At 71.7% G+C, this 24,455-nt stretch carries 27 protein-coding genes and 1 tRNA gene; 9 read left to right on the top strand and 19 right to left on the bottom strand.

All coding sequences use genetic code 11. The features are described 5' to 3' along the window. Positions 1-3: 3 nt before the first annotated feature. The 13 genes from ACOWU6_RS07315 to ACOWU6_RS07255 all read right to left on the bottom strand — a co-directional run bounded on the left by ACOWU6_RS07315 (position 4) and on the right by ACOWU6_RS07255 (position 12,938). On the bottom strand, positions 4-1,362 hold the full coding sequence (locus ACOWU6_RS07315) for a purine-cytosine permease family protein (RefSeq protein ID WP_421075258.1): 1,359 nt from the start codon (positions 1,360-1,362) through the stop codon (positions 4-6). A 22-nt stretch (positions 1,363-1,384) separates the two neighbouring features. Beyond that, positions 1,385-1,789: a nuclear transport factor 2 family protein gene (locus ACOWU6_RS07310; RefSeq protein WP_421075257.1), complete on the bottom strand. Its 405-nt coding sequence runs from the start codon at positions 1,787-1,789 to the stop codon at positions 1,385-1,387. Continuing rightward, the gene (gene speB / locus ACOWU6_RS07305) at positions 1,786-2,733 is read right to left on the bottom strand and encodes an agmatinase (RefSeq protein ID WP_421075256.1); all 948 of its coding nucleotides are present in this window, start codon (positions 2,731-2,733) and stop codon (positions 1,786-1,788) included. Before speB ends, ACOWU6_RS07310 begins: the two co-directional genes overlap by 4 nt. 216 nt (positions 2,734-2,949) lie before the next feature. Further along, positions 2,950-3,273 carry a sugar ABC transporter ATPase gene (locus ACOWU6_RS07300; protein ID WP_271173341.1) on the bottom strand — a complete coding sequence of 108 codons (324 nt, stop codon included), beginning with the start codon at positions 3,271-3,273 and terminating at the stop codon, positions 2,950-2,952. 110 nt (positions 3,274-3,383) lie between these two features. Next, positions 3,384-4,499, bottom strand: coding sequence for an AI-2E family transporter (locus tag ACOWU6_RS07295; RefSeq protein ID WP_282979201.1), 1,116 nt, complete (start codon positions 4,497-4,499; stop codon positions 3,384-3,386). 57 nt (positions 4,500-4,556) lie between these two features. After that, entirely contained in the window at positions 4,557-5,729 is a 1,173-nt protein-coding gene (locus tag ACOWU6_RS07290) for an acyl-CoA dehydrogenase family protein (protein ID WP_421075255.1), read from the bottom strand. Next, positions 5,704-6,963: a beta-ketoacyl-[acyl-carrier-protein] synthase family protein gene (locus tag ACOWU6_RS07285; protein WP_421075254.1), complete on the bottom strand. Its 1,260-nt coding sequence runs from the start codon at positions 6,961-6,963 to the stop codon at positions 5,704-5,706. The genes ACOWU6_RS07290 and ACOWU6_RS07285 overlap by 26 nt, the downstream gene beginning before the upstream one ends. Next, a complete protein-coding gene (locus ACOWU6_RS07280) occupies positions 6,960-8,468 on the bottom strand; it encodes an AMP-binding protein (RefSeq protein WP_421075253.1) in 1,509 nt (502 codons plus the stop codon). Before ACOWU6_RS07280 ends, ACOWU6_RS07285 begins: the two co-directional genes overlap by 4 nt. 33 nt (positions 8,469-8,501) lie before the next feature. Further along, complete coding sequence (locus ACOWU6_RS07275) at positions 8,502-10,196, bottom strand: ABC1 kinase family protein (protein ID WP_421075376.1); 1,695 nt, start codon at positions 10,194-10,196, stop codon at positions 8,502-8,504. Continuing rightward, positions 10,193-10,732, bottom strand: coding sequence for a PadR family transcriptional regulator (locus ACOWU6_RS07270; RefSeq protein WP_421075252.1), 540 nt, complete (start codon positions 10,730-10,732; stop codon positions 10,193-10,195). The genes ACOWU6_RS07275 and ACOWU6_RS07270 overlap by 4 nt, the downstream gene beginning before the upstream one ends. 62 nt (positions 10,733-10,794) lie before the next feature. Beyond that, positions 10,795-11,436: a UdgX family uracil-DNA binding protein gene (locus ACOWU6_RS07265; protein WP_421075251.1), complete on the bottom strand. Its 642-nt coding sequence runs from the start codon at positions 11,434-11,436 to the stop codon at positions 10,795-10,797. Between the two features lie 14 nt (positions 11,437-11,450). Then, on the bottom strand, positions 11,451-12,311 hold the full coding sequence (locus ACOWU6_RS07260; protein WP_421075250.1) for a Rieske 2Fe-2S domain-containing protein: 861 nt from the start codon (positions 12,309-12,311) through the stop codon (positions 11,451-11,453). Between the two features lie 27 nt (positions 12,312-12,338). Beyond that, positions 12,339-12,938 (bottom strand): NADPH-dependent FMN reductase, encoded by a 600-nt coding sequence (locus tag ACOWU6_RS07255; protein ID WP_421075249.1) that lies wholly within the window; start codon positions 12,936-12,938, stop codon positions 12,339-12,341. Positions 12,939-13,093: 155 nt separating this feature from the next. On the opposite strand from ACOWU6_RS07255, the gene ACOWU6_RS07250 reads away from it, so the two are divergent. Next, positions 13,094-13,489 (top strand): TraR/DksA family transcriptional regulator, encoded by a 396-nt coding sequence (locus tag ACOWU6_RS07250; RefSeq protein WP_421075248.1) that lies wholly within the window; start codon positions 13,094-13,096, stop codon positions 13,487-13,489. 30 nt (positions 13,490-13,519) lie between these two features. On the opposite strand, the gene ACOWU6_RS07245 is transcribed toward ACOWU6_RS07250, so the two are convergent. Continuing rightward, the gene (locus ACOWU6_RS07245; protein ID WP_324011859.1) at positions 13,520-13,927 is read right to left on the bottom strand and encodes a VOC family protein; all 408 of its coding nucleotides are present in this window, start codon (positions 13,925-13,927) and stop codon (positions 13,520-13,522) included. A gap of 59 nt (positions 13,928-13,986) precedes the next feature. Between ACOWU6_RS07245 and ACOWU6_RS07240 the strand changes: the two genes are divergently transcribed. The 4 genes from ACOWU6_RS07240 to ACOWU6_RS07225 all read left to right on the top strand — a co-directional run bounded on the left by ACOWU6_RS07240 (position 13,987) and on the right by ACOWU6_RS07225 (position 16,606). Beyond that, positions 13,987-14,142, top strand: coding sequence for a hypothetical protein (locus tag ACOWU6_RS07240; RefSeq protein ID WP_271173353.1), 156 nt, complete (start codon positions 13,987-13,989; stop codon positions 14,140-14,142). A gap of 49 nt (positions 14,143-14,191) precedes the next feature. Beyond that, positions 14,192-14,974 carry a histidine phosphatase family protein gene (locus ACOWU6_RS07235; RefSeq protein WP_421075247.1) on the top strand — a complete coding sequence of 261 codons (783 nt, stop codon included), beginning with the start codon at positions 14,192-14,194 and terminating at the stop codon, positions 14,972-14,974. Beyond that, a complete protein-coding gene (locus ACOWU6_RS07230) occupies positions 14,958-15,839 on the top strand; it encodes an ADP-dependent NAD(P)H-hydrate dehydratase (RefSeq protein ID WP_421075246.1) in 882 nt (293 codons plus the stop codon). Before ACOWU6_RS07235 ends, ACOWU6_RS07230 begins: the two co-directional genes overlap by 17 nt. A gap of 65 nt (positions 15,840-15,904) precedes the next feature. Continuing rightward, on the top strand, positions 15,905-16,606 hold the full coding sequence (locus ACOWU6_RS07225) for a haloacid dehalogenase type II (protein WP_421075245.1): 702 nt from the start codon (positions 15,905-15,907) through the stop codon (positions 16,604-16,606). A gap of 49 nt (positions 16,607-16,655) precedes the next feature. On the opposite strand, the gene ACOWU6_RS07220 is transcribed toward ACOWU6_RS07225, so the two are convergent. Beyond that, positions 16,656-17,372, bottom strand: coding sequence for a lysophospholipid acyltransferase family protein (locus ACOWU6_RS07220; protein ID WP_324011864.1), 717 nt, complete (start codon positions 17,370-17,372; stop codon positions 16,656-16,658). A 98-nt stretch (positions 17,373-17,470) separates the two neighbouring features. After that, the gene (locus tag ACOWU6_RS07215) at positions 17,471-18,271 is read right to left on the bottom strand and encodes an alpha/beta fold hydrolase (RefSeq protein ID WP_421075244.1); all 801 of its coding nucleotides are present in this window, start codon (positions 18,269-18,271) and stop codon (positions 17,471-17,473) included. Positions 18,272-18,730: 459 nt separating this feature from the next. Between ACOWU6_RS07215 and ACOWU6_RS07210 the strand changes: the two genes are divergently transcribed. Continuing rightward, positions 18,731-18,883, top strand: coding sequence for a hypothetical protein (locus ACOWU6_RS07210; RefSeq protein ID WP_421075243.1), 153 nt, complete (start codon positions 18,731-18,733; stop codon positions 18,881-18,883). 6 nt (positions 18,884-18,889) lie between these two features. Here ACOWU6_RS07210 and ACOWU6_RS07205 read toward each other — a convergent pair whose 3' ends face one another. Continuing rightward, on the bottom strand, positions 18,890-19,693 hold the full coding sequence (locus ACOWU6_RS07205; RefSeq protein WP_421075242.1) for an ABC transporter ATP-binding protein: 804 nt from the start codon (positions 19,691-19,693) through the stop codon (positions 18,890-18,892). Then, a complete protein-coding gene (locus tag ACOWU6_RS07200) occupies positions 19,690-20,358 on the bottom strand; it encodes a FadR/GntR family transcriptional regulator (RefSeq protein WP_421075241.1) in 669 nt (222 codons plus the stop codon). Before ACOWU6_RS07200 ends, ACOWU6_RS07205 begins: the two co-directional genes overlap by 4 nt. Before the next feature lie 163 nt (positions 20,359-20,521). Here ACOWU6_RS07200 and ACOWU6_RS07195 point away from each other — a divergent pair, with 163 nt between their 5' ends. Further along, a complete protein-coding gene (locus ACOWU6_RS07195) occupies positions 20,522-22,270 on the top strand; it encodes a 2-isopropylmalate synthase (protein WP_271173362.1) in 1,749 nt (582 codons plus the stop codon). A gap of 14 nt (positions 22,271-22,284) precedes the next feature. Then, positions 22,285-23,658: a tyrosine-type recombinase/integrase gene (locus ACOWU6_RS07190; protein WP_421075240.1), complete on the top strand. Its 1,374-nt coding sequence runs from the start codon at positions 22,285-22,287 to the stop codon at positions 23,656-23,658. A 30-nt stretch (positions 23,659-23,688) separates the two neighbouring features. Here the strand turns inward: ACOWU6_RS07190 and ACOWU6_RS07185 are convergent. Beyond that, a tRNA-Pro gene (locus ACOWU6_RS07185) sits at positions 23,689-23,762 on the bottom strand. A 106-nt stretch (positions 23,763-23,868) separates the two neighbouring features. Between ACOWU6_RS07185 and ACOWU6_RS07180 the strand changes: the two genes are divergently transcribed. Beyond that, the gene (locus tag ACOWU6_RS07180) at positions 23,869-24,450 is read left to right on the top strand and encodes a GNAT family N-acetyltransferase (RefSeq protein ID WP_421075239.1); all 582 of its coding nucleotides are present in this window, start codon (positions 23,869-23,871) and stop codon (positions 24,448-24,450) included. The last annotated feature ends 5 nt before the right edge of the window (positions 24,451-24,455 follow it).

Genomic DNA, 24,455 nt, shown 5'->3' with positions numbered 1-24,455 from the left:
GCCTCAGCCCTCCAGCGACTGCTCGGCGAGGTGCACGCTGCGCTCGGCACGCGCGCGACGCCGGACGGGGAGCATCGGGACGAGGTACACCGCGAATGTCACGGCGAACGCGGCGGCGGTCGCGCCGATCGGACTCGGCCAGACATAGGTGAGGAGATAGGACACGAGCGCGCCGACGACCCAGGCGATGATCGCGATCGGGTTCACCCCCTTCGCGAACCAGTAGCGGCCGCCCGAGCTGCGGAGGATGTCCGCGTTGTACGACCCGCGCCGGATGACGTAGTAGTCCACGATCATGATCGCGAACACCGGCACGAAGAACGCGCCGATGACCGTGAGGAACGTCGTGAACTGGTCGAGCAGCGCGAGCCACGTCGAGCCCGCGATCGAGATCGCGCCGAGGATGAGCGCGGTGGGGAGGAAGCGCGGCTGCCAGCCGGGCAGGGAGTTCATGACCGACGTCGTCATCCCGTACACGACCATCGTGTTCGTCGCCATGACCGAGACGAAGATCACCACCGCGATCGGCGCCCCGAACGCCGTCACGAGCGCGGTCGGGTCGAACGGCGCCCCGTCGCCACCCGACAGGAGGATGTACGCGAATGCGGTCGCTCCGAGCGACATCGACACGATCGTCGAGGTCGCGTAGCCCGCGACCGAGCCGACGACGCCCGCACGCGAGGTCCGCGCGAGCCGGTTCACATCGGCCGACAGCACGGTCCACGAGATCGCCGTCGCGATGACCATGTCGAGCACGAACACGTGGGTGAGCTCGCCGGTCGGCTCGAGCGCGAAGTAGTCCGCCGGAGGGAACGCCGTGAACGCCTGCGCGAACATCCATCCGATGACGATGAGCATGAGCACCGCGAGCCACGGCTCGACCCGGGCGATGCCCTCGTGGCCGAAGATCGCGAGGACGACCACGATCGCCTGGCACAGCACCGAGAACAGGACCGGGTTCGAGAAGCCCGTGAGCTGCGCGACGAGCGCGTCGACCGTCACCCCCGCGAGCATGGCCTGCACCCAGCTCCATCCCATGAGCACGAACACGTTCGCCGCGAGCGGCAGCAGGCTGCCGCGGGTGCCGAACGCGCCGCGTGTCAGCGCCATCGTCGGCAGGCCGGTGCGTGTGCCGATGTTGCCGACGGCCGCGAGCACGGCCACGCCCGCGAGCGTGCCGATCACGATCATGAGAAGCGCGCCGCCGTAGTCGATCCCTGGCACGAACAGCGTGCCCGTCAGAAGAGTCGTCACGACGAGGTTGGCGGCGAGCCAGATCATCCCGACACGCCGGACCGCGAGCGTGCCCGTAACGGGGCCGGTCGCATCGGCGGGGGTCTCTCGACGGCGTTCGGATGACATCGGCGTCTCCTCGGGGTGCGGCTCAGTCGCCGGCGGGAAGGGGTGACAGGTGCTCGTGGATCGCGACGAGGCGATCGCCGTCGACACGGAAGACGATGCTCTCGCGCTCGCGGTACGCCTCCTCGCCGGCGCCGGTGTCGACCCGGGTCGCCACCGTGTGGCTGAAGACCGCACCGCCGGGGTAGGTCTGCACGAGCGCGTCCGACGACGTGCAGGACAGCACGCGCCATCCCGATTCGGTCCACGACCTCCACAGGATCTCGTACGACGCCCGGTCGTCGAGCCGCGCGGCCTCGGTGTGGAACACGAACGAGGCGTCGGGTGCGAAGCGCGCGAAGTAGCGCCGGGTGTCGGTCGCGGCGAACGCGTCGACGATGGCGGCGGCCGCCGCCGCGACCTCGTCCTCGCCGGGCGTGCGGACGCTCATCGCTCGACCCGGGGCGCCATCGCGCTGATGAGCTCGTACGCGACGTGCGACGCCGCGACGGCCGTGAGCTGCGCGTGGTCGTAGGCCGGCGCGACCTCGACGACGTCGGCTCCGACGATGCGCTTGTCGGCGAGGGCGCGCAGGATGCGCAGGAGCTCGCGCGAGGTGAGGCCGCCGGCCTCGGGCGTCCCCGTGCCCGGGGCATGCGCGGGATCGAGCACGTCGATGTCGATCGAGATGTAGAGCGGCGCGTCGCCGATCCGGGTGCGGATCCGCTCGATCGCGCGCTCGACGCCGTCCTCCTCGATCTGCTCGCTCGTCACGATCGCGAAGCCGAGGCGCTCGTCGTCGACGAGGTCGGCCTGCCCGTACAGGGGGCCGCGCGTTCCGACGTGCATGCTCGCGGTCTGGTCGATGAGCCCCTCCTCGCTCGCGCGACGGAAGGGCGTGCCGTGCGTGACGGGCGCGCCGAAGTAGGTGTCCCACGTGTCGAGGTGGGCGTCGAAGTGCAGCACCGCGACCGGTCCGTGGTCGCGCGCGACGGAGCGCAGAAGCGGAAGCGCGATCGTGTGGTCGCCGCCGATCGTCACGAGGCGCGTTCCTCCTGCGCGCAGCGCCGTCGCTGCTTCGTCGATCGCGCGGACCGCGTCGTCGATGTCGAACGGGTTCGCCGCGATGTCGCCCGCGTCGGCGACCTGCTGAGCGGCGAACGGCGAGACGCCCTGCGCGGGATTGAACGGCCGCAGCAGACGGGACGCCTCGCGGACGTGAGCGGGACCGAACCGGGCGCCGGGGCGGTAGCTCACGCCGCTGTCGAACGGAACGCCCACGACGGCGATGTCGGCTCGGTCCACCTCGTCGATGCGCGGGAGGCGCGCGAAGGTGGCGATGCCCGCGAAGCGGGGGACGACGGATGCGTCGACGGGGCCGATGGGTTCGGTCATGGCGGGTCCTCCTGTGCGGGATCGCCTGGATCCTACGCACGCAGAGGATGGGCCCGCAAGCGCGGAAATCCAGCGCTTGCGGGCCTCAGGAGAAGGAATCTCGGGCAGCTCCGGCGATATCCGCACGAGTGTCATGTTCAGCGCACGGGACGCTGGAGTTCTGCACCCGCCGATCGCCATTCCCCCGATTCTCGGGAGCGGAGGCGGCGCGCCGATTCAGAGGTCTTCGGCGGCGAGATCGCCCTCCCCGTCCTCGCCGAGCTCGGCGACGACCGGATCCTCGTCCTGCGTCTCCGGCTGCACGTCGCTCACGGGGAGGTCGGCCGCCGGGATCTCGTCGTCGTCCGCCGGGATCTCGTCGGGGTCACGGCCGGTCGCCGTCTCCTCGCTCGCGCCCTCCCCCGCATCGCGCGCCTCGGTCTGCTCCCACTCCGCCTGCGCAGGATCGGCCGACGGGTCCGCGTACGCGGTCGCCTCCGCATCCCGGACAGGGCGGATGGCGTCGGGGTCGTCGGTCAGGCGGCTGTCGTTCGCGTCCATGGGGTCCTCCTGTCGGAGCCGGGTGTCGGTACCCGTCCACTCTGCGCGACGACGCGGTCCGCGCCGAGGGGCTTGATCCGCGACCGCGCGCGCGTTATCGCGGGCCCTCGTCAGACCTTCGCCGGCGGGAGCCGCTTGGCGTCCTGCGACGGGAAGATCACCTTCTGCACGATGATGATGATGCTCGCCGCCACCGGGATCGCGACGAGCGCGCCCAGCACGCCGCCGAGGGCACCGCCCGCGACGGCGGCGATGACGACGATCGCGCCCGGCACGGCGACAGCCTTGCTCATGATGCGCGGACTCAGCACGTACGCCTCGATCTGCATGTAGACGAGGTAGTACCCGAACGCGATGAGCGCCGTCACCGGCGAGGCGATCAGGCAGATCAGCGAGTTGACGATCGACGCGCTGAGCGTTCCGACGAGCGGGATGAGCGAGCCGATGAACGCGATGAGCGCGAGGAGCGCCGGCATGGGCGCCCCGATGATGCTCAGCACGATGAGGCTGAGCACGCCGTTGATGAGCGCGAGGCTCGCCTGGCCGATCACGTAGCGGCCGACCGCACTCGAGATCTCCTCGAGCACCTCGGTGAAGCGCGCCCGCTGATAGGCGGGAACGAAGCGCGCCGCGAGGCGCTTCATGCCGCGCAGCGATGCCATGAAGTAGAGCGTGAGGATGAGCACGATCGTCATGCCCGTGACGCCGCCCGCGATGCCGGCCCCGACCGCGACGATGCCTCCGCCGATCTGGGTGAGATTGGCCGGATCCTGGAGGAAGCTCAGCGCCTGCCCGGCCGCGTCCTCGAACGACGACCCGAACTGCGCGCTCAGCTGCCGGTACCAGTCGCTGGCCATGACGTCGCGCACCATCTGCGGCCCGTTGTCGATGAGGTTCGTCACCTGCTGCACGAGCACGGGGACGATCGCGAGCACGATGCCGGCGAACGCGAGCAGCACGCCGGCCACGACGATCGCGACCGCGGCCGGGCGCGGGAGCCGCCGCTCGATCGCGCGGACGACCGGATCGAGACCGAGCGCGAGGAACAGCGCGATCCCGATGTACACGAGGACCGTGGCGAGCTTGCCCACGAGCGACCCGATGAGCAGCGCGACGAGCACGCCGAGCGCCCCGAAGAGGCCGAAGGTGAACGGGCGGATGCGCCAGCCCACGAGCCTCGCCTCGATCGGCCCACGGGGCTCGCTCTCGACCGTCGTCCGCCGCATGGCTGTCTCCCCCGCGCTCGATGCCGTTCCTCTGCCGATCTTAGGCGCGCGTGATGCTCAGTCGTCGTCGAGGAGGGCGGCCGCGTACATGGGCCGCGCGGCATCCGCGCTCGGCGGATGGAAGAGGCCCGCCGTCGCGTCGCGGTACAGGCGGCTGAGCTCGCTGCCGTTGTCAAAGCCGCTGCCGCCCGCGCACAGGAGGGCGGTCTCCGCGGCCCTGCGCGCCGCGTGCGACGCGTTGAGCCGCGCGCTCACGAGCCGCAGCGGCCATCCGGCGCCGTGCTCGACGAGCTCGTCGAAGTCGCGCGTATAGGCCTCGAGCTGCGCGGGCACCGCGAGGTACGCCATGTGCGCATCGGCGAGGCGCACCCGCGCCTCGGGCACCTCGGCGAACGTCGTGCCGGTCTTCGCCGACCGCCGCCGCTTCAGCGCTTCGGCCCCCAGATCGAGCGCGCGGCGTGCGATGCCCGCGTAGACCGACCCGACGAGCAGCTGGAACGCGCTCGTGATCGCGAACACGAGGAGGTCGGGATGGCGTCCCGCCGGGATCCGGCGAGCGACCCGGTCGGCGCGGAGCGGCACGCCGTCGAGGATGGTCGCACGGCTCTGCGACGCGCGCATGCCGAGCACGTCCCACTGGTCGGAGACCGTGATGCCGGGCGCGTCCCGGTCGACGAAGCCGTACACGAGCACGGGGTCGTCGGGAACGGAGCCGTCGCGTCCGTGCACGATGAGGCGCGTCCACACGGGCGAGAGCGACGTGAAGATCTTGACGCCCGTGAGGCGGTACCCGCCGTCGCCGTCGGGCTCCGCGACGGTGTTCGACCCCTGAAGCACCCAGTCGTTCGACGGCTCGCTGATGCCGAACGCGAAGATCTCGCCCGCCATGGCCTCCTCGAGCACCCACGCCAGCGACCGGTCGCCGCGCGCGAGCATCGCCTGGACGACGCCCGTGCACATGAGGTGCATGTTGATCGCGAGCGCCGTGGCCGGAGCCGCCCCGGCAAGACGCTGCTGCAGCCGGGAGACGTCGCCGAGGCCGAGGCCGGCCCCGCCGAGCTCCTCGGGGACGAACAGCGTCAGATAGCCGACTGCGCGCAGCTCCTCGAGGTCCTCGTCGAAGAAGCGGTTCTCCCGGTCGTACACGGCGGCGCGCTCCCGGAACCGCTCCAGCAGATCGTCGGGGAGGTACCGCTCGGCGAGCTCAGCATGCCTGCGTTCCCGGTCCATGTGTCTCCTCTCCGCGCGCGATGAGCAGCGCGCCGTTGTGCCCGCCGAAGCCGAACGACGTCGACAGCACGGCGGCGACGTCAGCGCGCCGCGCCGCGCCGGCGACCACGTCCCATCCGGGCTCGGGGTCGTCGAGATTGAGCGTGGGCGGCAGGATGCCGTCGCGGATGCTCAGCGCCGCGATGATCGCCTCGACGACGCCCGACGCGCCGAGCAGATGCCCGGTCGACGACTTCGTCGCGCTGAGGGGGATGGCGCGGGCGCGGTCGCCGAGGGCGGCCTCGAGCGCCGCGAGCTCGGCCGCATCGCCCGCCGGCGTGCCCGTGCCGTGCGCGTTCACGTGCTGCACCCGCTCGGCTGTCACGCGTGCGTCATCGAGGCAGGCGCGGATCGCGGCCGCCGCGCCCGCGCCGTCGGGGCGCGGAGCGGTGGGATGGTGCGCATCGCTCGATGCGCCGAATCCCGCGACCTCGGCGATCGCACGGGCACCGCGAGCCCGCGCGCCGTCGACCGACTCGAGCAGCACGGCCGCGGCACCCTGCGACATGACGAAGCCCGTTCGGCCGCGGTCGAACGGCCGCGATGCCGCCGACGGGTCGTCCTCGTATCCCGTCGCGAGCGCACGCAGGTTGGCGTTCGAGGCGAGGTTCACGGGTCCGAGGCAGTCCTCCATCCCCACGACGAGCACGGCGTCGGCGTACCCGTGCCGGATGCGGCGCATGCCCTCGCCGATCGCGACGGCGCCGCTCGCGCACGTGGCCGAGACCCCCGAGGCGGCTCCGGTGAGGCCATGCCTCTGGCTGAGCAGAGCGGCCGCCGCGTCGGGCGCGCCGTGCATCGCGAGAGCGAGCGGGACCGCCCGCGGCCCGCGGGCATCCAGCGCTCTCGTCGCGCGCTGCATGGCGTCGACCGGCCCCGAGCCGGTCGCGGCGATGACATCGACGCGGCCGCCGAGCATGCCGCGCGCATCCGCGTCGTCGATCGCCTCGTCTCCTGCGGCGACAGCCCACTGGAGCACGGCGCTGAGGCGCCGCGCGAGGCCGGGCTCGAGGAGGTCGGATGCATCGAAGTCGCGCACCTGGCCCCCGATGCGGACGGGGAGCTCGGCGAACTCCGGCCCGTCCAGCACGCGGATGGCGCTGCGGCCGTCGGCGACGGCGCGCCACATCGCGGGGACGCCGATGCCGCTCGGCGTGACCGCGCCGGCTCCCGTGATCACGACGCGGCGGCTCACAGGCGCTCCGCCTCTCCGCGCACGGCGAGTTCCGTCGCCTCGGCACGCCGGATCTTGCCGCCGACGGTCCGCGGCAGGCGAGCGACCCGGTACCAGCGGCGCGGCACGAACTGGGGGGCGAGGTGCGAGCGCGCGTGCGCCAGGAGCGCCGCCTTGTCGGGTGCGTCGCCCTCGAGGATGAGGGCGACGGCCGTCCCGAGGCGCCCGTCGGGCAGGGCGACCGCACAGGTCGCCCCGACCCCGGCCATCCCGTCGAACGCCCGCTCGACGTCGGGCAGCGCGACCTTGTGGCCCCCGGTCACCGCGATGTCTCCGGCGCGCCCGATGAGCTCGAGACGGCCGCCGATGATCCGCGCCTGATCGTGGACCGTGGCCCACCCCGACGCATCGCGCAGCACGGCGTCGGTCGTGCCCGAGACGTAGCCGTCGGAGCACGCGGCGGCGCGCACCCACAGGGTGCCGGGCTCGCCGTCGGGCAGGTCGACGCCGTCGGCGTCGCGGACACGCACGGCGATCCCGTCGTAGACGTCGATGAGCGTGCCGTCGCCGCCGCGGCTGTCGCCGATGAAGCCGATCTCCGCCGCGCCGTAGTAGCTGATCAGGCGCACGTGCGGGAGCGCCGAGGCGAGGCCCGCGCGGATGCGCGCCGGCAGGTTCGCGCCCCCGGTCACGACGAGCTCGAGCGACGCGAGCCGGTCGGGGTCCCGCCGAGCCGCGGCGGTGAGCGCTTCGACAACCGCAGGGACCGCGACGACGCGCGTGACGTGCTCGTCGCGGATGCGCCGGGTCGCGTCGAGGGGGTCGAACGCGTCGGCGAGGTGCACGCTGCCGCCCGTCGCCAGGCACTCGATCACGGCGTAGAGCGTGAGGCTGTACGAGACGGGGCCCGGCGCGAGCGTCGCGACACCGGGCAGCGGCTCGAGATGGGCGCTCGACACGGCGACGTTCTCGCGATACTGCCGGCGGGTCTTGAGGAACGCCTTCGGGTCGCTTGTCGTGCCTGAGGAGAAGAGCATGAGGAACGGCTCGTCCGCGTCGCGCACGGCGGGCGGCGCGGCCGGCCGCGTCTCGGCCTCTCGGCGCCGGACGTCGTCGAGCGAGAGGACGACGCCTCTCCAGCCGGCCTCCGCGAGCGCGGCGGCGAGCGCGGGATCGTCGCTCACGACGACGCCGATCCCGGTCGCGACGACGACGCGCACGCGATGCGCGAGCGGCCAGCGCGGGTCGATGACGGCGGAGACGGATCGGTGCCCCGCGAGCCCCGCGACGAGGCGCGCCGTGTGGAAGGCCGAGGTGACGCTGACGGCCGTGATCGGGATGCCCTCCGTCTCGCGCGCCGGGGCGGGCGGATGGTCCTGGGCGCCGTGGAGCGCGTCGACGACCGCGAACACGCGCCGCGAGTCCTCGACGAGGTCGGCGTACGAGAGCCGCTCGCCCTCCCCCGCGATCGCCGTCCGGTCGGGATGCCGCGACGCGACATCGAGGATCGTCGAGGTGATCGGCACGGACCCAGTCTAGGAACCCGTCCGGATGCCGACTCAGCGCCCGCGCGCGAACACGGCGTGCAGGAGCGGGAGCGCGGAGGCCGCCATGAGCCAGCCGCCGAGCGCCGCGTCGCCCGCGTGCAGGATCGCCCCGGCGATGAGAAGCGCGCTGAACACGATCGCGGAGCCCAGCCGCCGCGCGAGGTTCTCGAGCCGCGACAGGCGCCGATCCAGCCGTGGGGTCGACACCTCGACGGATCCGTCCTCGATCCTCCCGATGAGGCCGTCGAGCCGCTTCGGCAGGCGCAGCGCGAGGCCTGCGGCGTCGAGCGCCTCCTTGGCGACGTCCTGCACGACGTTGCCGCCCTCGTCGCGCAGCAGCTGAGCGGCGTACGGCTCGACCGAGTCCCACAGGTTGAAGCGCGGGTCGAGCGCGCTGCACACCCCGGAGGTCAGCGACATGGCGCGCACGACGAGGAGGAAGTTCTCGGGCAGCTGGAACGGCATCGCACGGGCGAGATCGCCGAACTCCGCCGCGAAGTCGCGGAACTCACGCGGATCCACCTCGCGCAGCTCGGCGAACCCCATCCCGCCGAAGCGGGCGAAGAGCGCAGCGAGCGCGCGCTCGAGCTCGGCGACATCCGCGGAGGGCAGGAGGGCGCCGACCGACCGGATCGCGTCGACGAGACCGCGGCCGTCGCGGGCCGCCGCGGCGACGAGCGCCTTGCGCAGCCCCGCGCGGGTGCTCGGCGGGACCTCGCCCATCATCCCGAAGTCGATGAAGGTGAGCTTCCACGATCCATCGCCCGTCGGCGTCACGAAGATGTTGCCGGGGTGCGGGTCGGCGTGGAAGTACCCGTGCACGAAGAGCTGGTCGAACATGACCGAGGCGAACACGGGCGCGACCTCGGCCGGGTCGATGCCCGCTGCGCGCAGCCCGTCGGCGTCGGTGATCTTGATCGCGGTGACGTCCTCCAGGGCGAGGACGCGGCACGTCGTGCGCTCCCAGAGCACGGCCGGCACCGCGACGCGGGCGTCGCCCGCGAAGTCCTCGGCGAAGCGCTCGGAGGCGGCGGCCTCGTGGAGATAGTCGATCTCCTCGCGGCACGTCTGGGCGAACTCCTCGATGAGCGCGGGCATGTCGACCCGCTCGCGGACGACGCGGACGCGGCGCAGCCATCCCGCGACCCGCCGGAGCGCCGCGAGGTCGGTGTCGACGACCGCATCGATGCCGGGGCGCTGCACCTTGAGGACGACGCCGTGGATGCCCGTCTCGGCCGCGTCGGCCGCGGCGGGGCGCGCGCGGTGCGCCTGTCCGAGCGACGCGGCCGCGATCGGGGCCTCGTCGACAGCCGCGAACGCACGGTCGAGCGGGATGCCCAGTTCGGCTTCCGCGAGCGCGCGGACGTCGGCGAAGGCCACGGGCGGCACCTCGTCCTGCAGGCCTTCGAGCTCGGAGGTGATCTCGGGCGGGAGCACATCGAGGCGCGACGACATGAACTGCCCCACCTTGATCATGAGCCCGCCGAGCTCGACGGCGAGCGCATGGAAGCGCCGCGCGAAGCGCGTGAGACGCTGCGTCCTCGTGCGCTCGGCGACGCCCACGAGGCCGATGCGCGGCAGCACGAGCTCGTACCACCACTCGATCGCGAGGTTCCGCGCCGCGAAGCGGAGGATGCGACGGTAGCGCGCTCGGGAGACGTCGTCGACGGGCGCACCCGACGCGCCGGCGGCCGCCACCCCGCTCAGTCCTGCGCCAGGATCGCGTACAGCCGGCGCCGTGCCTCGTCGAGCACGTCCACCGCCTGCTGCACCTGCTCGGGCGTGCCGGTGCGGCCGACCTGGGCCGCGGCCTGCGCGAGCTCGAGTCCGGCCTTCGGCAGCGCCGTGAACGCCGGGCGCTCCGCACCCTCGGACGGCGACCCCCACGGGACGGAGGCGCCCGCGGCCTCCTCGCGGCCGGCGTCGGTCATCACGTACGTCTTGCGGCCGCCCGACTCCTCGGCGCGCACGAGTCCCTCGTCGGCGAGGAGCTGCAGGGTGGGATACACCGAGCCGGCGCTGGGCTTCCAGCTGCCGCCCGTGCGCTCCTCGATCTCGCGGATGATCTGGTAGCCGTGCATCGGCTGCTCGGCGAGGAGCACGAGCACGGCCGCGCGCACGTCGCCGCGCCCCATCCGCGTGCCGCGCTTGTCGAACGACGAGCGCAGCTGCTCCATCATCTGCCACATGCCCTCGAGGGGGTTGCCGCCGCCGAAGCCGCCGGCCGGGAACGAACCGCTCATGATCGTCTCCTTCATCTCGAACGATACTCAACGATATGTCGTCGAGAGCGATCGGGGAAGGGTCATCCGTGAGCGATCCGGGCAGCGGTCCGCAGATCGTCGACGAGGTGATCGAAGGCCGTCTGCCGATCCGTCGCCTCGCGGATGCGCAGCAGGCTCGACGGGTGCGCGGTCACGATCGTCGGCGTCGCCGAGGCGTCCGCCGACTCTAGCACCGTGCCGCGCGCCTCGCCGATCTTCACGGGGGCGCCGAGAACCGACCGCGCGGCGGTTGCGCCGAGCGCCACGATGGCGGATGGCCGCACGAGGGCGATCTCGGCCTCGAGCCACGGTCGGCAGGCGGTGAGATGGCCGACGGCGGGCTTCTCGTGGATGCGCCGCTTGCCGCGTCGCTCGAAGCGGAAGTGCTTGACCGCGTTCGTGCGGTAGACATCCTCATCCGGCACGCTCGCGGCGTCGAGGGCGTCCGCGAGGACGCGGCCCGCCGGGCCGACGAAGGGCTCCCCCTCGAGGTCCTCGCGGTCACCCGGCTGCTCCCCCACGAGCATGAGACGCGCCGCGGACGAGCCGCGCGAGAACACGACCTGCGTCGCGTCCTCCCACAGCTCGCAGCCGCGGCACGTCTCGGCAGCCTGCCGAAGGCCGTCCAGATCTGCCCCCTCGGGAACCCACTCCCCGGCGCCCGGGCGATCGATGTCGGCCATCGCCATCCGTCCGATCAGGCCGCGCGCACGAGCACGCGGCCGTCGTCGACCCTCACCTCCCAGCGCGGCTGCGGCACGCTCGCGGGGCCGCGATCGACGCTGCCGTCGTCGAGGCGGAAGCGGCTTCCGTGCCAGGGGCACGTGACGCAGCCGCTCGGGTCGAGCTCGCCCTCGTCGAGGGGCCCGCCCGCGTGCGTGCACGTGGCCGAGAGCGCGTGGAGATCACCGCGCTGGCGCACGAGCAGAAGCGGCGTGTCGCCGACCGTCACCCTGTTGAGCTCACCCTCGCGGATCTCGTCGTCGGCCGCGACGTCGTTCCACTTCCGGGTCGTCTTCTGGAACGCGGTGTGGTTGACGCCGATGCCCTTGACGTAGGACAGGTGCCCACCGAGGTAGGCCGACGCCAGCGTGACGCTCACCGCGACGAGACTCAGCGCGACGCCGACCCCCCGGTGGCCGCGTCGGCGCGCGAACCACGATGCCGCCTGCAGCACGGAGGCCGTGCCGTTCGTCGCCGCGTGCACGAGGCCGACCCGCTTGTCGGGTCCGTACGTGTCGGACCAGTCCGCCGCGCCGGCGAGCGCCGTCGGCGCCGAGGCGACCAGGCCGAGTCCGACGAGCTTGCGCGAGGCCTCCGCGCTGTCCTCGCCCCCGAGGAGGTCGAGGGCCGTCGCCGCGCCCCATGCGCCGATCGGCAGGTCGGTCAGGACAGGGTGCAGCTGGTGGCCGAGCCACGAGCCCGACAGCGCGTTCTTGACGGGAGCGGCCTTCGTGACGGCCGCGACCCATCCGCTCACCTTCTCGACGATGCCGTCGAGCTCCTTCGCCTTCCCGATGCGCTCGACGAGGTCGTTCACGATCTTGGGTGCCTGCATGTCGTTCCCTCCTTCGTCTCGCGCGCGTCAGTGCATCGTGTCGGGGTCGGAGTCGCCCATGTGGCCCGGCAGCGTCACCGAGAGCACGCGCTCGACGAACGCCGCGTACTCGTCCATGTAGTGGCGGAGGAACTTCTCCGTGCCCTCGTCGGCGACCTCGCCGTCGTCGCCGTAGACCTCGGGCTTGAACGTGATGTAGGCCTCGGGCGCGTTCAGCTGCGGTGCGTCGAGGAAGCTCAGCACGCTGCGCATCGACGACTGCATGACGGCGGTGCCGATCGCTCCGACCGATGCGCCGATGATGCCGGTGGGCTTGCGGGCGAAGGAGTTCTGACCCCACGGCCGCGATCCCCAGTCGATCGCGTTCTTCAGCGGCGCGGGGATCGAGCGGTTGTACTCGGGCGACACGAACAGCAGCCCATCCGCCCCCTCGATGGCGGCCTTGAACTCGGTCACCGCGGGCACCGGGTCCATCTCGTCGTCGCGGTTGTACAGCGGGAGGTCTCGGATGGGGATCTCGGTGAGCTCGAGGCTGTCGGGCGCGAGGCGGATGAGCGCCTTCGCGAGCACGCGGTTGATGGAATCCTGCGAGAGGCTGCCGACGAGGTAGCCGATCCGATGGGTCATGACACGCTCCTTCTCGTTGCGGGTCACTTCGGTATAGCGCGTCGGCCCCCGGCATGTCACGGGGTTGCGCGTTCTCGCCGATGTCGGCATGCGGCCGCGGATGGTCGATGTCGGTGCTGCGTGGAAGGCTGGCGGGAACGACGGGAGGAGAGGGCATGGCAGGTCCCGAGGAGGCGGCCGCGCTCACGCCGGGCGACCTCGCGGAGCTCCGCGAGCTGCTCGTCGCCGAGAGCCGGCGCGCACGCGCGCAGATCGCGTCCCTCACGGGCGCGTTCGACGACATCGTGGGCGCCGCCGACCACACGGCGACCGACGACGAGCACGACCCCGAGGGATCGACGATCGCGCTCGAGCGCTCGCAGACGAGCGCCCTGCTCGTCTCGACGCGCGCTCACCTCGCCGACGTCGACCTCGCCCTCACGCGCATCGACGAAGGAGCGTACGGCGTCTGCGAGAGCTGCGGTCAGCCGATCGCCCGCGAGCGGCTGCTCGCCCGGCCCGCTTCACGCACGTGCGTCGCGTGCGCGGCCCGCGCGCAGCGGCGGCGCTGATCCACCGGATCGCCGGCGACCGTGCCCTCGTCAGGACGCGTCGGCCGGCGGATTGTGCATGAACTCGAGACGGATGCCGCTGTCATCCTCGACGAACGACGCGTAGTACCGGTCGGTGTAGCGCGGGTACTCCTTGGGGTCCCGCACCGGGGTCCACCCCGCGGCGAGCGCGATCGCGTGCATCCGGTCCACCTCCTCGCGCGAGTCGACCGCGAACGCGAGGTGCTGCCATCCGACCCGCCCGTGACGGTGGGGCCCGCTGTCGGGCTCGCGGGGCGGATAGATGATGAACTCCGTGTCGTCGCCGCGCTGCCAGGAGACGGAGCTGCCGTCGTCGAATCCGCACGTGTAGCCGAGCGCCTCGAGGATGGGGTGGTACTGCTCCTTGGCCCGCGCGAGGTCTTCCACGGTGATTCCGAGATGGTCGAGAAGTGCCATGCCCCCAGTGTCGCGGACGACCGCGTTACGCTGTGCACGACGCGAGCGAAGGAGCCGCCATGTCTCGACAGGAAGAGCATCACGTCCCCGCGCCGGGCGAGCCGAGCGTGCCCGAGCTGGAGGACGACGAGACCGTCGCGCCCCGACCCGAGGAGGAGATCGCCGACGTGCTGCGGGCAGAGCCCGACGTCGAGGATCACACCCGCAGCGCGTAGGCGCGCAAGGGGTTGCCGACCGGCGGGGGCCGCTCGCTAGCCTCGGACGATGGCACTCCAGCGGCTCATCCTCATCCGCCACGGCGAGAGCGTCGGCAACGAGGCGGCGAGCGCCGCCGAGCGTGCGGGCGAGGAGGTCATCGACCTTCCGTACCGCGACGCGGACACACCGCTCTCCCCGACCGGCGAGGCGCAGGCGGCCGCGCTCCGCTCGGCACTGCGCGCGCTCGGCGCGGGCGATGCGATCGCCTGGACGTCTCCGTATCGACGCGCGGCGCAGACGGCCGAGCACGCTCTCGCGGAGCTCGGCGCGCCCGCGGTCGCCGACGAGCGCCTCCGCGACCGCGAGCTGGGCGTGCTCGATCACCTGACCTCGCACGGCGTCGTCGCGCGGTATCCGTCGGAGGCCGAGCGACGCGACCATCTGGGCAAGTTCTTCTATCGTCCGCCGGGCGGCGAGTCGTGGGCGGACGTCGCGCTGCGACTGCGCTCGTTCCTCTCCGACGCAGCCGAGGCGGCAGCCGCGACCGGCGTCGTGTTCGTGCACGAGGCGGTCGTCCACCTGATCCGGTACGTGCTCGAGGGGTGGGATGAGCGCCGCGTCCTCGCCGCGGCGATCGAGGAGCCCGTGCCGAACGCATCGGCGACGGTGCTCGAGCGGGCGGACGGACGCTGGCGCGCTGCACGCGTCGGCGACGTCGGCCACCTGATCGAGGCGGGCGTCGAGGCGACGCTCCACACCGGGCGCCGGGACGCGCTGCCCAGCGGGGGCGAGATCGACCCCGGGCATCCCGACGACGCGGAGGAGGAATCGCGTGTCTCTGCGGAGTGAGCGGGTCACGCCCCGGCTGCTGCGCGGCTGGCGGCTTCCCGACCCTGGCGACTCGAAGTACTCGCGCGGCACCGTGCTCGTGGTCGGCGGGGCGCTGCGCAGCCCCGGCGCCGCCATCCTGGCCGGAACGGCCGCCCTCCGGGTCGGCGCCGGTCGGATCACGCTCGCCGTGGCGCGCTCCGTCGCACCGTCCGTGGGCGCAGCGGTTCCCGAGTCGGGCATCGTCGCGCTGCCGGAGACCGATCGGGGTTCCGTCCGCGCGGAGGCGAGCGCCGTTCTCGTTCCGGAGCTCGACCGCGTGCAGGCCGTGCTCGTCGGGTCGGGACTCGACGACATCGAGGTCGCGGGGCGCCTGCTCGCGTCGCTCGCGGCCGAGGCGCCGGAGTCGGTCGTGTTCGTCGTCGACGCGTTCGCTCTCGGTGCGCTCGCGGCCGATCCCGACCTCGCCTCCGCCGTTCGCGGGCGCCTCATCCTCACGCCGAGCCCGACCGAGCTCGGCGTCCTGCTCGACGAGAACGCGGTGGATGCCGGGGATGCGCGCGAGATCCGGCGAGCGGCCCGCGAGGCGGCCCGCCGGTACGGAGCGGCGGTCGCGACGCAGTCGCTCGTGGCCGATGCGGATGGCAGCGCCTGGGCCATCCGTGCGGGCGGAGCGGGCCTGGGCACCTCGGGAAGCGGCGACGTCCTCGCGGGCGCCGTCGCGGGGTTCGCCGCCCGCGGGGTCTCCCCCGCTCGCGCCGCCGTGTGGGCCACGTACGTGCACGCGACCGCGGGCGACGTGCTCGCACGCGGCACGGATGGCGTGGGCTTCCTCGCCGGAGAGCTCGCGCGACGGTTCCCCGGGGTCATCGCGGACGTGAGGTGAGCGATCCTCTGGATGTTTCCTGTCGAGCGAGGACGGAGGGCGGCTTTCGGGGTTAGCGTGGCCGGGTGAGCCGCGCGCACCGGAACGTCGTCGAGTCGTCCGCACGCCCCCGCACCTTCGTGTTCGACATCGTCGGGACGCTGACCGACGAAGTGGGCACGGTGCAGAGGGTCGTCGCGGAGGTGCTCCGCCTCTCCGACGCCGAGTCGCTCGCCTTCGCACGTGAATGGCAGGCGGGGCTCGAGTCCGAGGTCGACGCCGTCGTTCGCGGCGAGCGCGACTGGGCCGACTACGAGTCGCTGAGGTCGGAGGCCCTGAGCGGCGTGCTGCAGGAGCGGCGGTATCGGCCGGGGCGCGCACAGCTCAAGGCGCTGAGGCGGGTCGGATGCTCTCTGGCCGCTTTCCCGGGTGCCGCCGACGAGCTCACCGCGCTCGCGGAGTCCGCACGCGTCGTCGGGCTGACGAACAGCACGCTCCCGGCGGCATCCGCGTTCTCGGCAGCGGCAGGGCTGCGGTGGCACGCTCTGCTCTCGGCCGACCTCGTCCGGGCGTTCAAGCCGCAGCCCGAGGCGTATCGCTTCGCGATCGACGCCCTCGGGCTCATCCCCGAGGAGTGCGTCTTCGTGGCTGCGCATCCGTGGGATCTCGACGCAGCGAAGGGGTTCGGGTTCCAGACCGCGTACTACCCACGCCCGCATGCCGACGCGCCCGCGGCGTCGGACGCGTACGACTACACGATCTCTTCGCTCCTGGAGCTCGTGAGCTGAGCCGCGCTGCGGCCTCGAGGTCGCTGCGCACGCCGCCTCGCGGCGCGCGTCAGTCCCGCGACGACGCGTTGACGCTTCCCGAGCGCTCCTGTCCGCTGAGTGCGGCGATGGCAGCCATCATGCGCTCGGTGATCTCACGGCGCGCCTTGCCGTCAGGCATGCCTTCGAGGTCGGTGAGGTCAAGCGGCTCGCCGAAGCGCACCTCGAGTCGCGGCCTCCCGGGGAGGAGATGGCTGAACGGCGCGACGGTCCCGGTTCCGATGAGGCCGACGGGCACGACGGCGGCGCCGGTGTCGCGGGCCATCCATGCCGCTCCGCCGTGGCCGTCGTGCAGCTTGCCGTCACGCGAGCGGCTGCCCTCGGGGAAGACGGCGAAGACGCTGCCGGCCCGGAGGATGCTGCTTCCCGCGTCGAGCGCAGCGCGGGCGTCGCGTCCGGTGGCGCGCTGGACGGGAACCCCGCCGATCGAGGTGAAGAACCAGCGCTTGGCGCGGCCGAGAGCACCGGGGCCGGTGAAGTACGCCGACTTGATAAGGAACTGCACGGGCCGCGTCGCGGAGGTCGGGATGATGACCGTGTCGAGCGACGCGAGGTGGTTGCTCGCGAGGAGCACGGGGCCGCTCGCGGGCACATTCTCTCGGCCGACGACGCGCGGGCGGTAGAGCAGCCAGAACAGGGGACGCAGGATGACGCGGCCGATGAAGTACACGGCGCCGGGGCGCGGAACCGGCGCCGCAGCGGGAGTCGGCGAGACGGGGGCTGGCACGTGGTCACCCTATCCGGGCCGGGCGCCGATGGCGGTCAGGAGAGCCGACGCACACGCCCGAAGCCCAACCTGGTTTCGCTGGGCGCCTGTCCCGCAGATCAGTCCGCGTGGGCGCGCAGGAACGGAATGACCGTGTCGATGACGGCGTCGGGATTCTGCTCGGCCGGATAGTGGCCCGCTCCAGGGAGGACACGGCCGGTGACGTGGTTCGCGAGGCCCCTCATCCCCTCCTCGACGGCGCTGCCCATGCCGAACTCCCCGCCGAGCGCGAGCACCGGCGTGCGGATCGGGTCGTCGGCGATTCGACGAACGGCACGCGCGTCCGCTGCCGGACTGCGGTAGTAGGAGAGGCTTGCGGCGAGTCGCTCCTCGCCGACGTACGCGGCGACGTACTCGTCGACGATCTGGGGATCGAGAGGGAGCGGCCCCGCGCTCTGCGCGAGGAACCCGCCGTAGTAAGCCCGCTCGCGACCGGGCACGAGGCTCTCGGCGAGTCCGGCTGCCCGGTTGAACGGCCCGTGCCAACTCGGATAGTGATCGCTGCCGGGGGCCGGGATGGCGACATCCACGCCCGGGAGGATCTCCTCCTCGATGACGAGGGCGGTCACCGTGTCCGGAGCCGTCGCCGCGAGGAGGGTGCCCACGGTGCCGCCCCAGTCGTGGCCGATCACCGCGTACCGCTCGAGCCCGCGCCGCCGCAGGGAGTCGTGCATCCACTCGGCCAGCGACTGCTTCGCGAGGTCCGGCAGCTCCGGCGGCACCGCCGCGCCGAGCCCTGGGAGGTCGAACTCGACGACCGCGAACCCCGCGTCCGCGAGTGCCGGCGTGAGCCGTCGCCAGTGCAGACGAGTGACCGGCCAGCCGTGCATCAGAACGACTGCGGGTCGGGAATCCGTCATGCGCTGCTCCTGCGGGCCGTGAACAGAAGAAGCCTAGGCGACGCGGTCACGAGCTCGGCGTGGGAGAGAATTCGATCGGGGCTACAGGTGCGCCGTCCGGCGAGAGACCGACGAGACGCGGGCCAGAAGCGTCTTTGGCGGCGTGGAAGGGCGCGGCCGTGACGCCGTGCACCTCAGACGTTCGAGCTGCTGATCCGTATAGGTCCGTCGCCGAGCCATCCGGCGAGCGTCGTTCGGACCACGGACACCGACCTGACCGGCATCAACGACGAAGCCCGAGCGCGAGAACTCTCACCCGGCCGCCACGCCGAGCGGGAGGTGCTGGATCGCCCCGTACAGGCGGTCTAAGGGATTGACGGCTACCGCGAGCGCCATCGCGCAAGGAAGCCCACGCGCTATGGTCCGGGCCGGATTCCACCCGCACCGCGGCGGGATGCCGCCTCCGCGCTCGGCTGCGAGGTGGAAGCGATCACGAGCAGCCTGCTCTTCCTCGCCGACGACGAACCGGTGCTGGTGATGACCAGCGGCCGGCATCGCGTCGACACCGACTACCTTGCACGGCAGCTCGGCGCGGTCACCGACGGCACTCCTCTGCGCGTCGCCGAAGACTGAGGATGCTCAGGCGCTGCGGACGGAGCGGAGGCTGCGGGCGCGCCATCGCCCCTCGCTGTGGTCGACGACGATGGGGTGCTCAAACGCCTGGCTCACGAGGTGGGTCGTGAGCGTGTCGTACACGGGACCAGCGCCGACCATACTGCCATGGGCAAGAAGGAGAGCGTGCGTGGCCGCTTCCGGGATCTCTTCGAGATGGTGAGTCACGAGCACGGACGCGAGATCAGGATGGCTCGCGGCGAGCCGGTCGATCGTCTCCAGCAGCTGCTCTCTCGCGGCGACATCGAGGCCGGTCGAGGGCTCGTCGAGCAGCAGGAGCGATGGATCGCTCATCAGCGCGCGGGCGATGAGCGCCCGCCCCCGTTCACCTTGGGAGAGGGTCGGCCATCGCTCTTCGGCTTTCCCGTCGAGGCCGAGCAGGTCGATCAGCTCGGCCGCGCGGCGGCGGTCGGCGGTAGTGGGCTGCCAGCGCATCATGAGCTCGGTGGTGCCGGTGACCCCGGTGAGAACGACGTCGGTGATGGTGAGCGGGGATTCGAGCGGATGCCGCGGGTCGACGTGGCCGATGCGGCGACGCAGCGCGAGCAGTTCGATACGACCCACCCGATGACCCAGAAGGTCGACGGTGCCGCTGGTGGGGAACGTGCGGGCGCCGCAGAGACCGAGGACCGTGCTCTTGCCCGCCCCGTTCGGGCCGATCAGCACCCAGTGCTCCCCGGGATTGATCCGCAGCGACACGCGGTTCAGGATTTCTCTCCCAGCCCTGCGGAACGTCACCTCGTCAAGCACTACGACCGGCTCGGCGCTCACGCGAAGCCTGCCTTGAGGGCATCGAGGTGGGCGCGGCTGGCGCGGGCGGCGGCATCCGGCATCCGGTCGGCGATCGCGTCCACCACGACGGCATGCGCATCCTGATCCGCGCTCGCGTCGTGCACGGGGCGGATGCGGAGCATGTCGACCATCGCGCGCCGCACCCGCGGCACGAACCCGTCGAACAGCTCGGTCAGCACCTCGTTATGCGCGGCGACCACGATCGTGCGGTGCAAGGCCATATCGGCATCCACATGCTCCTCCACGCTCTGACCCGGGCTCGTGCGCAGTGCCAGCGCCCGCCGTATCATGCGCAGATCGGACGGAGTCCGGCGGGTGGCGGCGAGGGATGCGGCTTCGACCTCGATCGCGGTACGCGCCTCGATCACGGTGACGATGTCGGCGCGGCGCAGCACCTGCTCCCAGTCCTCGGGTGCCTCCAGCGCCGTCACGTACACGCCCGACCCCTGACGGGAATCGAGGATGCCGCGACCGGCGAGCTGGCGGATCGCCTCACGCACCGTGGACCGTCCCACCCCGAGCTGCGGCGCCAGCGTCGTCTCGCCGGGGAGCTTTGCGCCCAGCGCCCACTCCCCCGCGCGGATGCGCGCGAACAGGGCATCGGCCGCCTGATCCGCCAAGGGGACGCGTCTGAGTTGAGCCATCTCATCTCCTCTACTTGTCTGAGGACTTGTGTTACAGTCTACCCGTGCTCACCTTCACTCTCCTTCTTCGCCGCCACGGCGGGGCGTAGCCAGACCGGCTCCCCGCCGTGGAGCCGAACGCTGCGCCGGTCTACATCCCGAAGACCCTGAAGGACTGCGTGACATGACCACCACGATCGCCCCCTCTTGGAACCGGCAGCGCCCCTCCGGCATGCCCTCGCACCGCTACGCCGACGCCTACTCCCGCGTCGAGGTGCCCCTCGGAGCCGACCGGCAATGGCCGAACCGACGGCTCACCCAGGCGCCGCTGTGGGTCCCGGTCGATCTGCGCGACGGCAACCAGGCCCTCGCGGAGCCGATGGACCCCGACCGCAAGCGCCGGTTCTTCGAGCTGATGGTGCGGATGGGCTACACCGAGATCGAAGTCGGGTACCCCTCGGCGTCCCAGACCGACTATGACTTCGTCCGGCTCATCGCCGAGACCGACATCGCCCCCGACGACGTCACGATCGTCGTGTTCACCCCTGCGCGCCGCGACCTCATTGAGCGCACTGTCGAGTCGATCCGCGGCATCCGCAACGAGGTCGTGATCCACATGTACACCGCGACTGCTCCGACTTGGCGCGACACCGTCCTCGGCAAGGACCGCGACGAGCTGCGGGAAATGATCCTCGCCGGTGGAAGGGACGTGCTGGAGTTCGCCGGGGACCTGCCGAACGTGCGGTTCGAATTCAGCCCTGAGGTGTTCAACCTCACCGAGCCCGACTATGTCATCGGGATCTGCGACGCGATGACCGAGCTGTGGGATGCGAGGCCCGAGCGCCCCGTCATCCTGAACCTCCCCGCCACCGTCGAGATCGCCACCCCCAACGTGTACGCCGACCAGATCGAGTACATGCACACCCACCTCGCGCGCCGCGGCGGCGTCATCCTGTCCGTTCACCCCCACAACGACCGGGGAACGGGAATCGCCTGCGCCGAGCTCGCCGTCCTCGCCGGCGCCCAGCGCGTCGAGGGCTGCATCTTCGGCAACGGCGAGCGCACCGGCAACGTCGACATCGCCACCCTCGCCCTCAACCTGCACGCGCAGGGCGTCGACCCGATGATCGACTTCTCCGACATCGACGAGATCCGCCGCACCGTCGAGTACTGCAACCGCATCGACGTCCACCCTCGGCACCCCTACGTCGGCGATCTCGTGCACACCGCGTTCAGCGGGACTCATCAGGACGCCATCAAGAAGGGCTTCGCCGAGCATCGCGCCCGCGCTGCGGCCGAAGGACGCGACGAGAGCGAGATCGCCTGGCGGGTCCCCTACCTGCCGATCGACCCGGCAGACATCGGCCGCAGCTACGACGCCGTCATCCGCGTGAACTCCCAGTCCGGCAAGGGCGGCATCGCCTACCTGCTGGAGACCGAGTACGGCATCGAGCTGCCCCGACGCCTCCAGATCGACCTCTCCCGCCACGTGCAGCGGCACACTGATGCCACCGGCGACGAGGTCACCGCCGACGACCTCTGGAACATCTTCACCTCCGTGTACCTGCCCGAGAACCCCGACGTCGCCGTGCGACTGAGCGCATTGCGCGTCGACGAGGCCACTGCCAGAACCGAGGTCACCGTCCACATCGACGGCGTCGAGCACCGCTCCGCCCACGACGGCACAGGCCCGGCCGAAGCCCTCGTCGACGCTCTCGACGCCCAGGGGATCACGCTGGAAATCCTCTCGCTGCACCAGAGCTCGATGCGGTCGGGCGCGGATGCCGAAGCCCTGACCCTCATCGAGTACCGCACACCCGAGGGCTCCGCCTGGACCGCCGGACGCAATCGCTCCACCCTCACCGCCACGCTCGATGCGGTCATCCGCGCCGCAAACGTCTTCACCGCCGCACGAGAGGTGGTGGCACAGTGAAGACCGTCGCGCACATGGCCGAGCAGGTCGGCGTCTCTACAGACCAGCTCGTTGACCTGCTCACCACGACCCTGTTTCCCGGCGCCGTCTACACCTCCTACGGCGCTCTGATCGCCGAACGCCGGTACCAGCCCGGCGGCTTCACCACCCGCCTGGGACGCAAGGACGTACATCTCGCCCTGGATGCCGCACGGACCGGAGGACTCACCCTTCTCTTCGGAAAGCCCTGCGCACAGTGCTCGACCAGGCCATCGCGCAGGGACACGGCGACGATGACGGGGCCTCCATCGCCGAGCTCCAACGCCCCGCACACGCATGAGCCACACCCGCCGCGAGCACGGCGAGCGCAGCAGCAGCAGTCGCAACACCGGCGTGATCAACCGCACCGTCGACGTCTCGGAGGACGCCACGGGGCGTCCACGATCAAGAACTCGATCGCCCCTCTCGTCCGCGTCCTCGACGAAGCAGTGCGCGACGGGCTCATCCCGATCAACCCCGCGAAGAACCGCGCCAAGCGCAGCATAAACCGCAACGCCTTCCGAACCCAGCCCGCCGAGCAAGCCTCGCCCCGCGCGCACGCCATCCCCACCATCGGCACCCTGACCAAGCTCGCGGACGCCTGCGGGAAGATCCACCAGTCCTACTCGGACTTCGTCATGCTTGCCGCGCTCCTCGCCGCGCGCTCTTCCGAGGTCTCGGGTCTTCAGGCCAGCGACGTCCGGTTCGACAAGAAGATCGTCGTCATCGCCCGGCAGACCTACCCCGGCAAGGGCGGACTCATCACGAAGCAGACCAAGGGCCGCAGGGAGCGCCTGGTCCCGATCCTTGACCCGCTCCGGCCGATCCTGGAACGTCTCGCGGAAGGCAAGGAGCCAGAGGACGGGCTTCTGGTCGGCCCGAAAGGCGGCGCCCTCACGACCGCGACCGTCAGAGACGCGACGAACTGGGACCAGATCGTCAAGGACCTCGGGCTGCCCGATCTCACCCGGCACGGCCTCCGGCACACCGGAGCCACCTGGATGGCCGACGCAGGCATCCCGCTCCACGTCCTCCAAGACGTCCTCGGCCACGCCTCCGTCGAGATCACCCGCGGATACCTCCACCCCGACGACCGCCGCCTCGCATCAGCCGCCGAGCAGGCCAACACCTTCTCGCCCGATCCGCCAAGGCCAGCAGGCCGAGCCGCCGCGACGCGTCGAGGTCCCTGTGACGCGGGGCCCGGAGTCACGATCGGGCGCTCTGGTCCCCTTTTGGGCCCCTTATCCACAGGCGAGACCGTCCGGACGCGCGAAGCAGCCGCCCGGAGCGCCGGGAGACGCACGGGCTCCTCGGCGAGGGACCAGAGGGGGACCGACGAAAACCCGCCTCTGAACATGACGAAGCCCTGATGAGAACATTTTCTCATCAGGGCTTTTACGTCGGGCTGACAGGATTTGAACCTGCGACCCCTTGACCCCCAGTCAAGTGCGCTACCAAGCTGCGCCACAGCCCGTAGCCCGCGTGAACGCGGACAACTCGAACAGTCTACCGGGTCGAACGAGGTGCCGCGAACCCACACGACCGCCGCGTGTGTCGGCGGTCGGGGGTAGCGTCGGGGCATGGCTGAGATCACGACGGCGCCGGCCACCACGGCGCAGTGGCACGACGTGCAGAGCGCCCTCACGGGCGGCGGCGACGGCCGCAGCTGCCAGTGCATGTGGCCCGTGCTTCCGAACAAGGAGTGGGAGACCACCTCCGTCGAAGAGCGCGAGCGCATGCTGCGCGACGAGATCGACGCCGGTCCACCCCCGGGCCTCGTCGCCTACGCGGATGGCCGGGCCGCCGGCTGGGTGCGCGTGGGCCCGCGACCGGCGCAGCGGCGCGTTCTGCGGTCGCGCATCGTGAAGTCGGGAACACAGGAGCCTCTGGAGGACGACGGCGTCTGGGCCATCACGTGCTTCTCCATCCGCCGCGAGCACCGCGGCCTGGGCATCACGCGCGCGCTGCTCGACGCGGCCGTCGACTATGCACGAAGCAACGGGGCGCGCGTGCTCGAGGCGTACCCCATCGACACGGACTCCCGTCGCGAGACGCGGTCTAACGACCTCTACGTCGGGACCCTCTCGACGTTCGCGAATGCGGGGTTCGAGGTCATCGCGCACCCGACCCCATCGCGAGCGGTGGTCGCTCTGCGCCTCTGACCGCC

Origin of the sequence: Microbacterium sp. SA156, from assembly GCF_049065455.1 — a bacterium.
Classification (GTDB): Bacteria; Actinomycetota; Actinomycetes; order Actinomycetales; family Microbacteriaceae; genus Microbacterium; species Microbacterium barkeri.
This window is presented reverse-complemented; position numbering and strand designations above follow the sequence as displayed.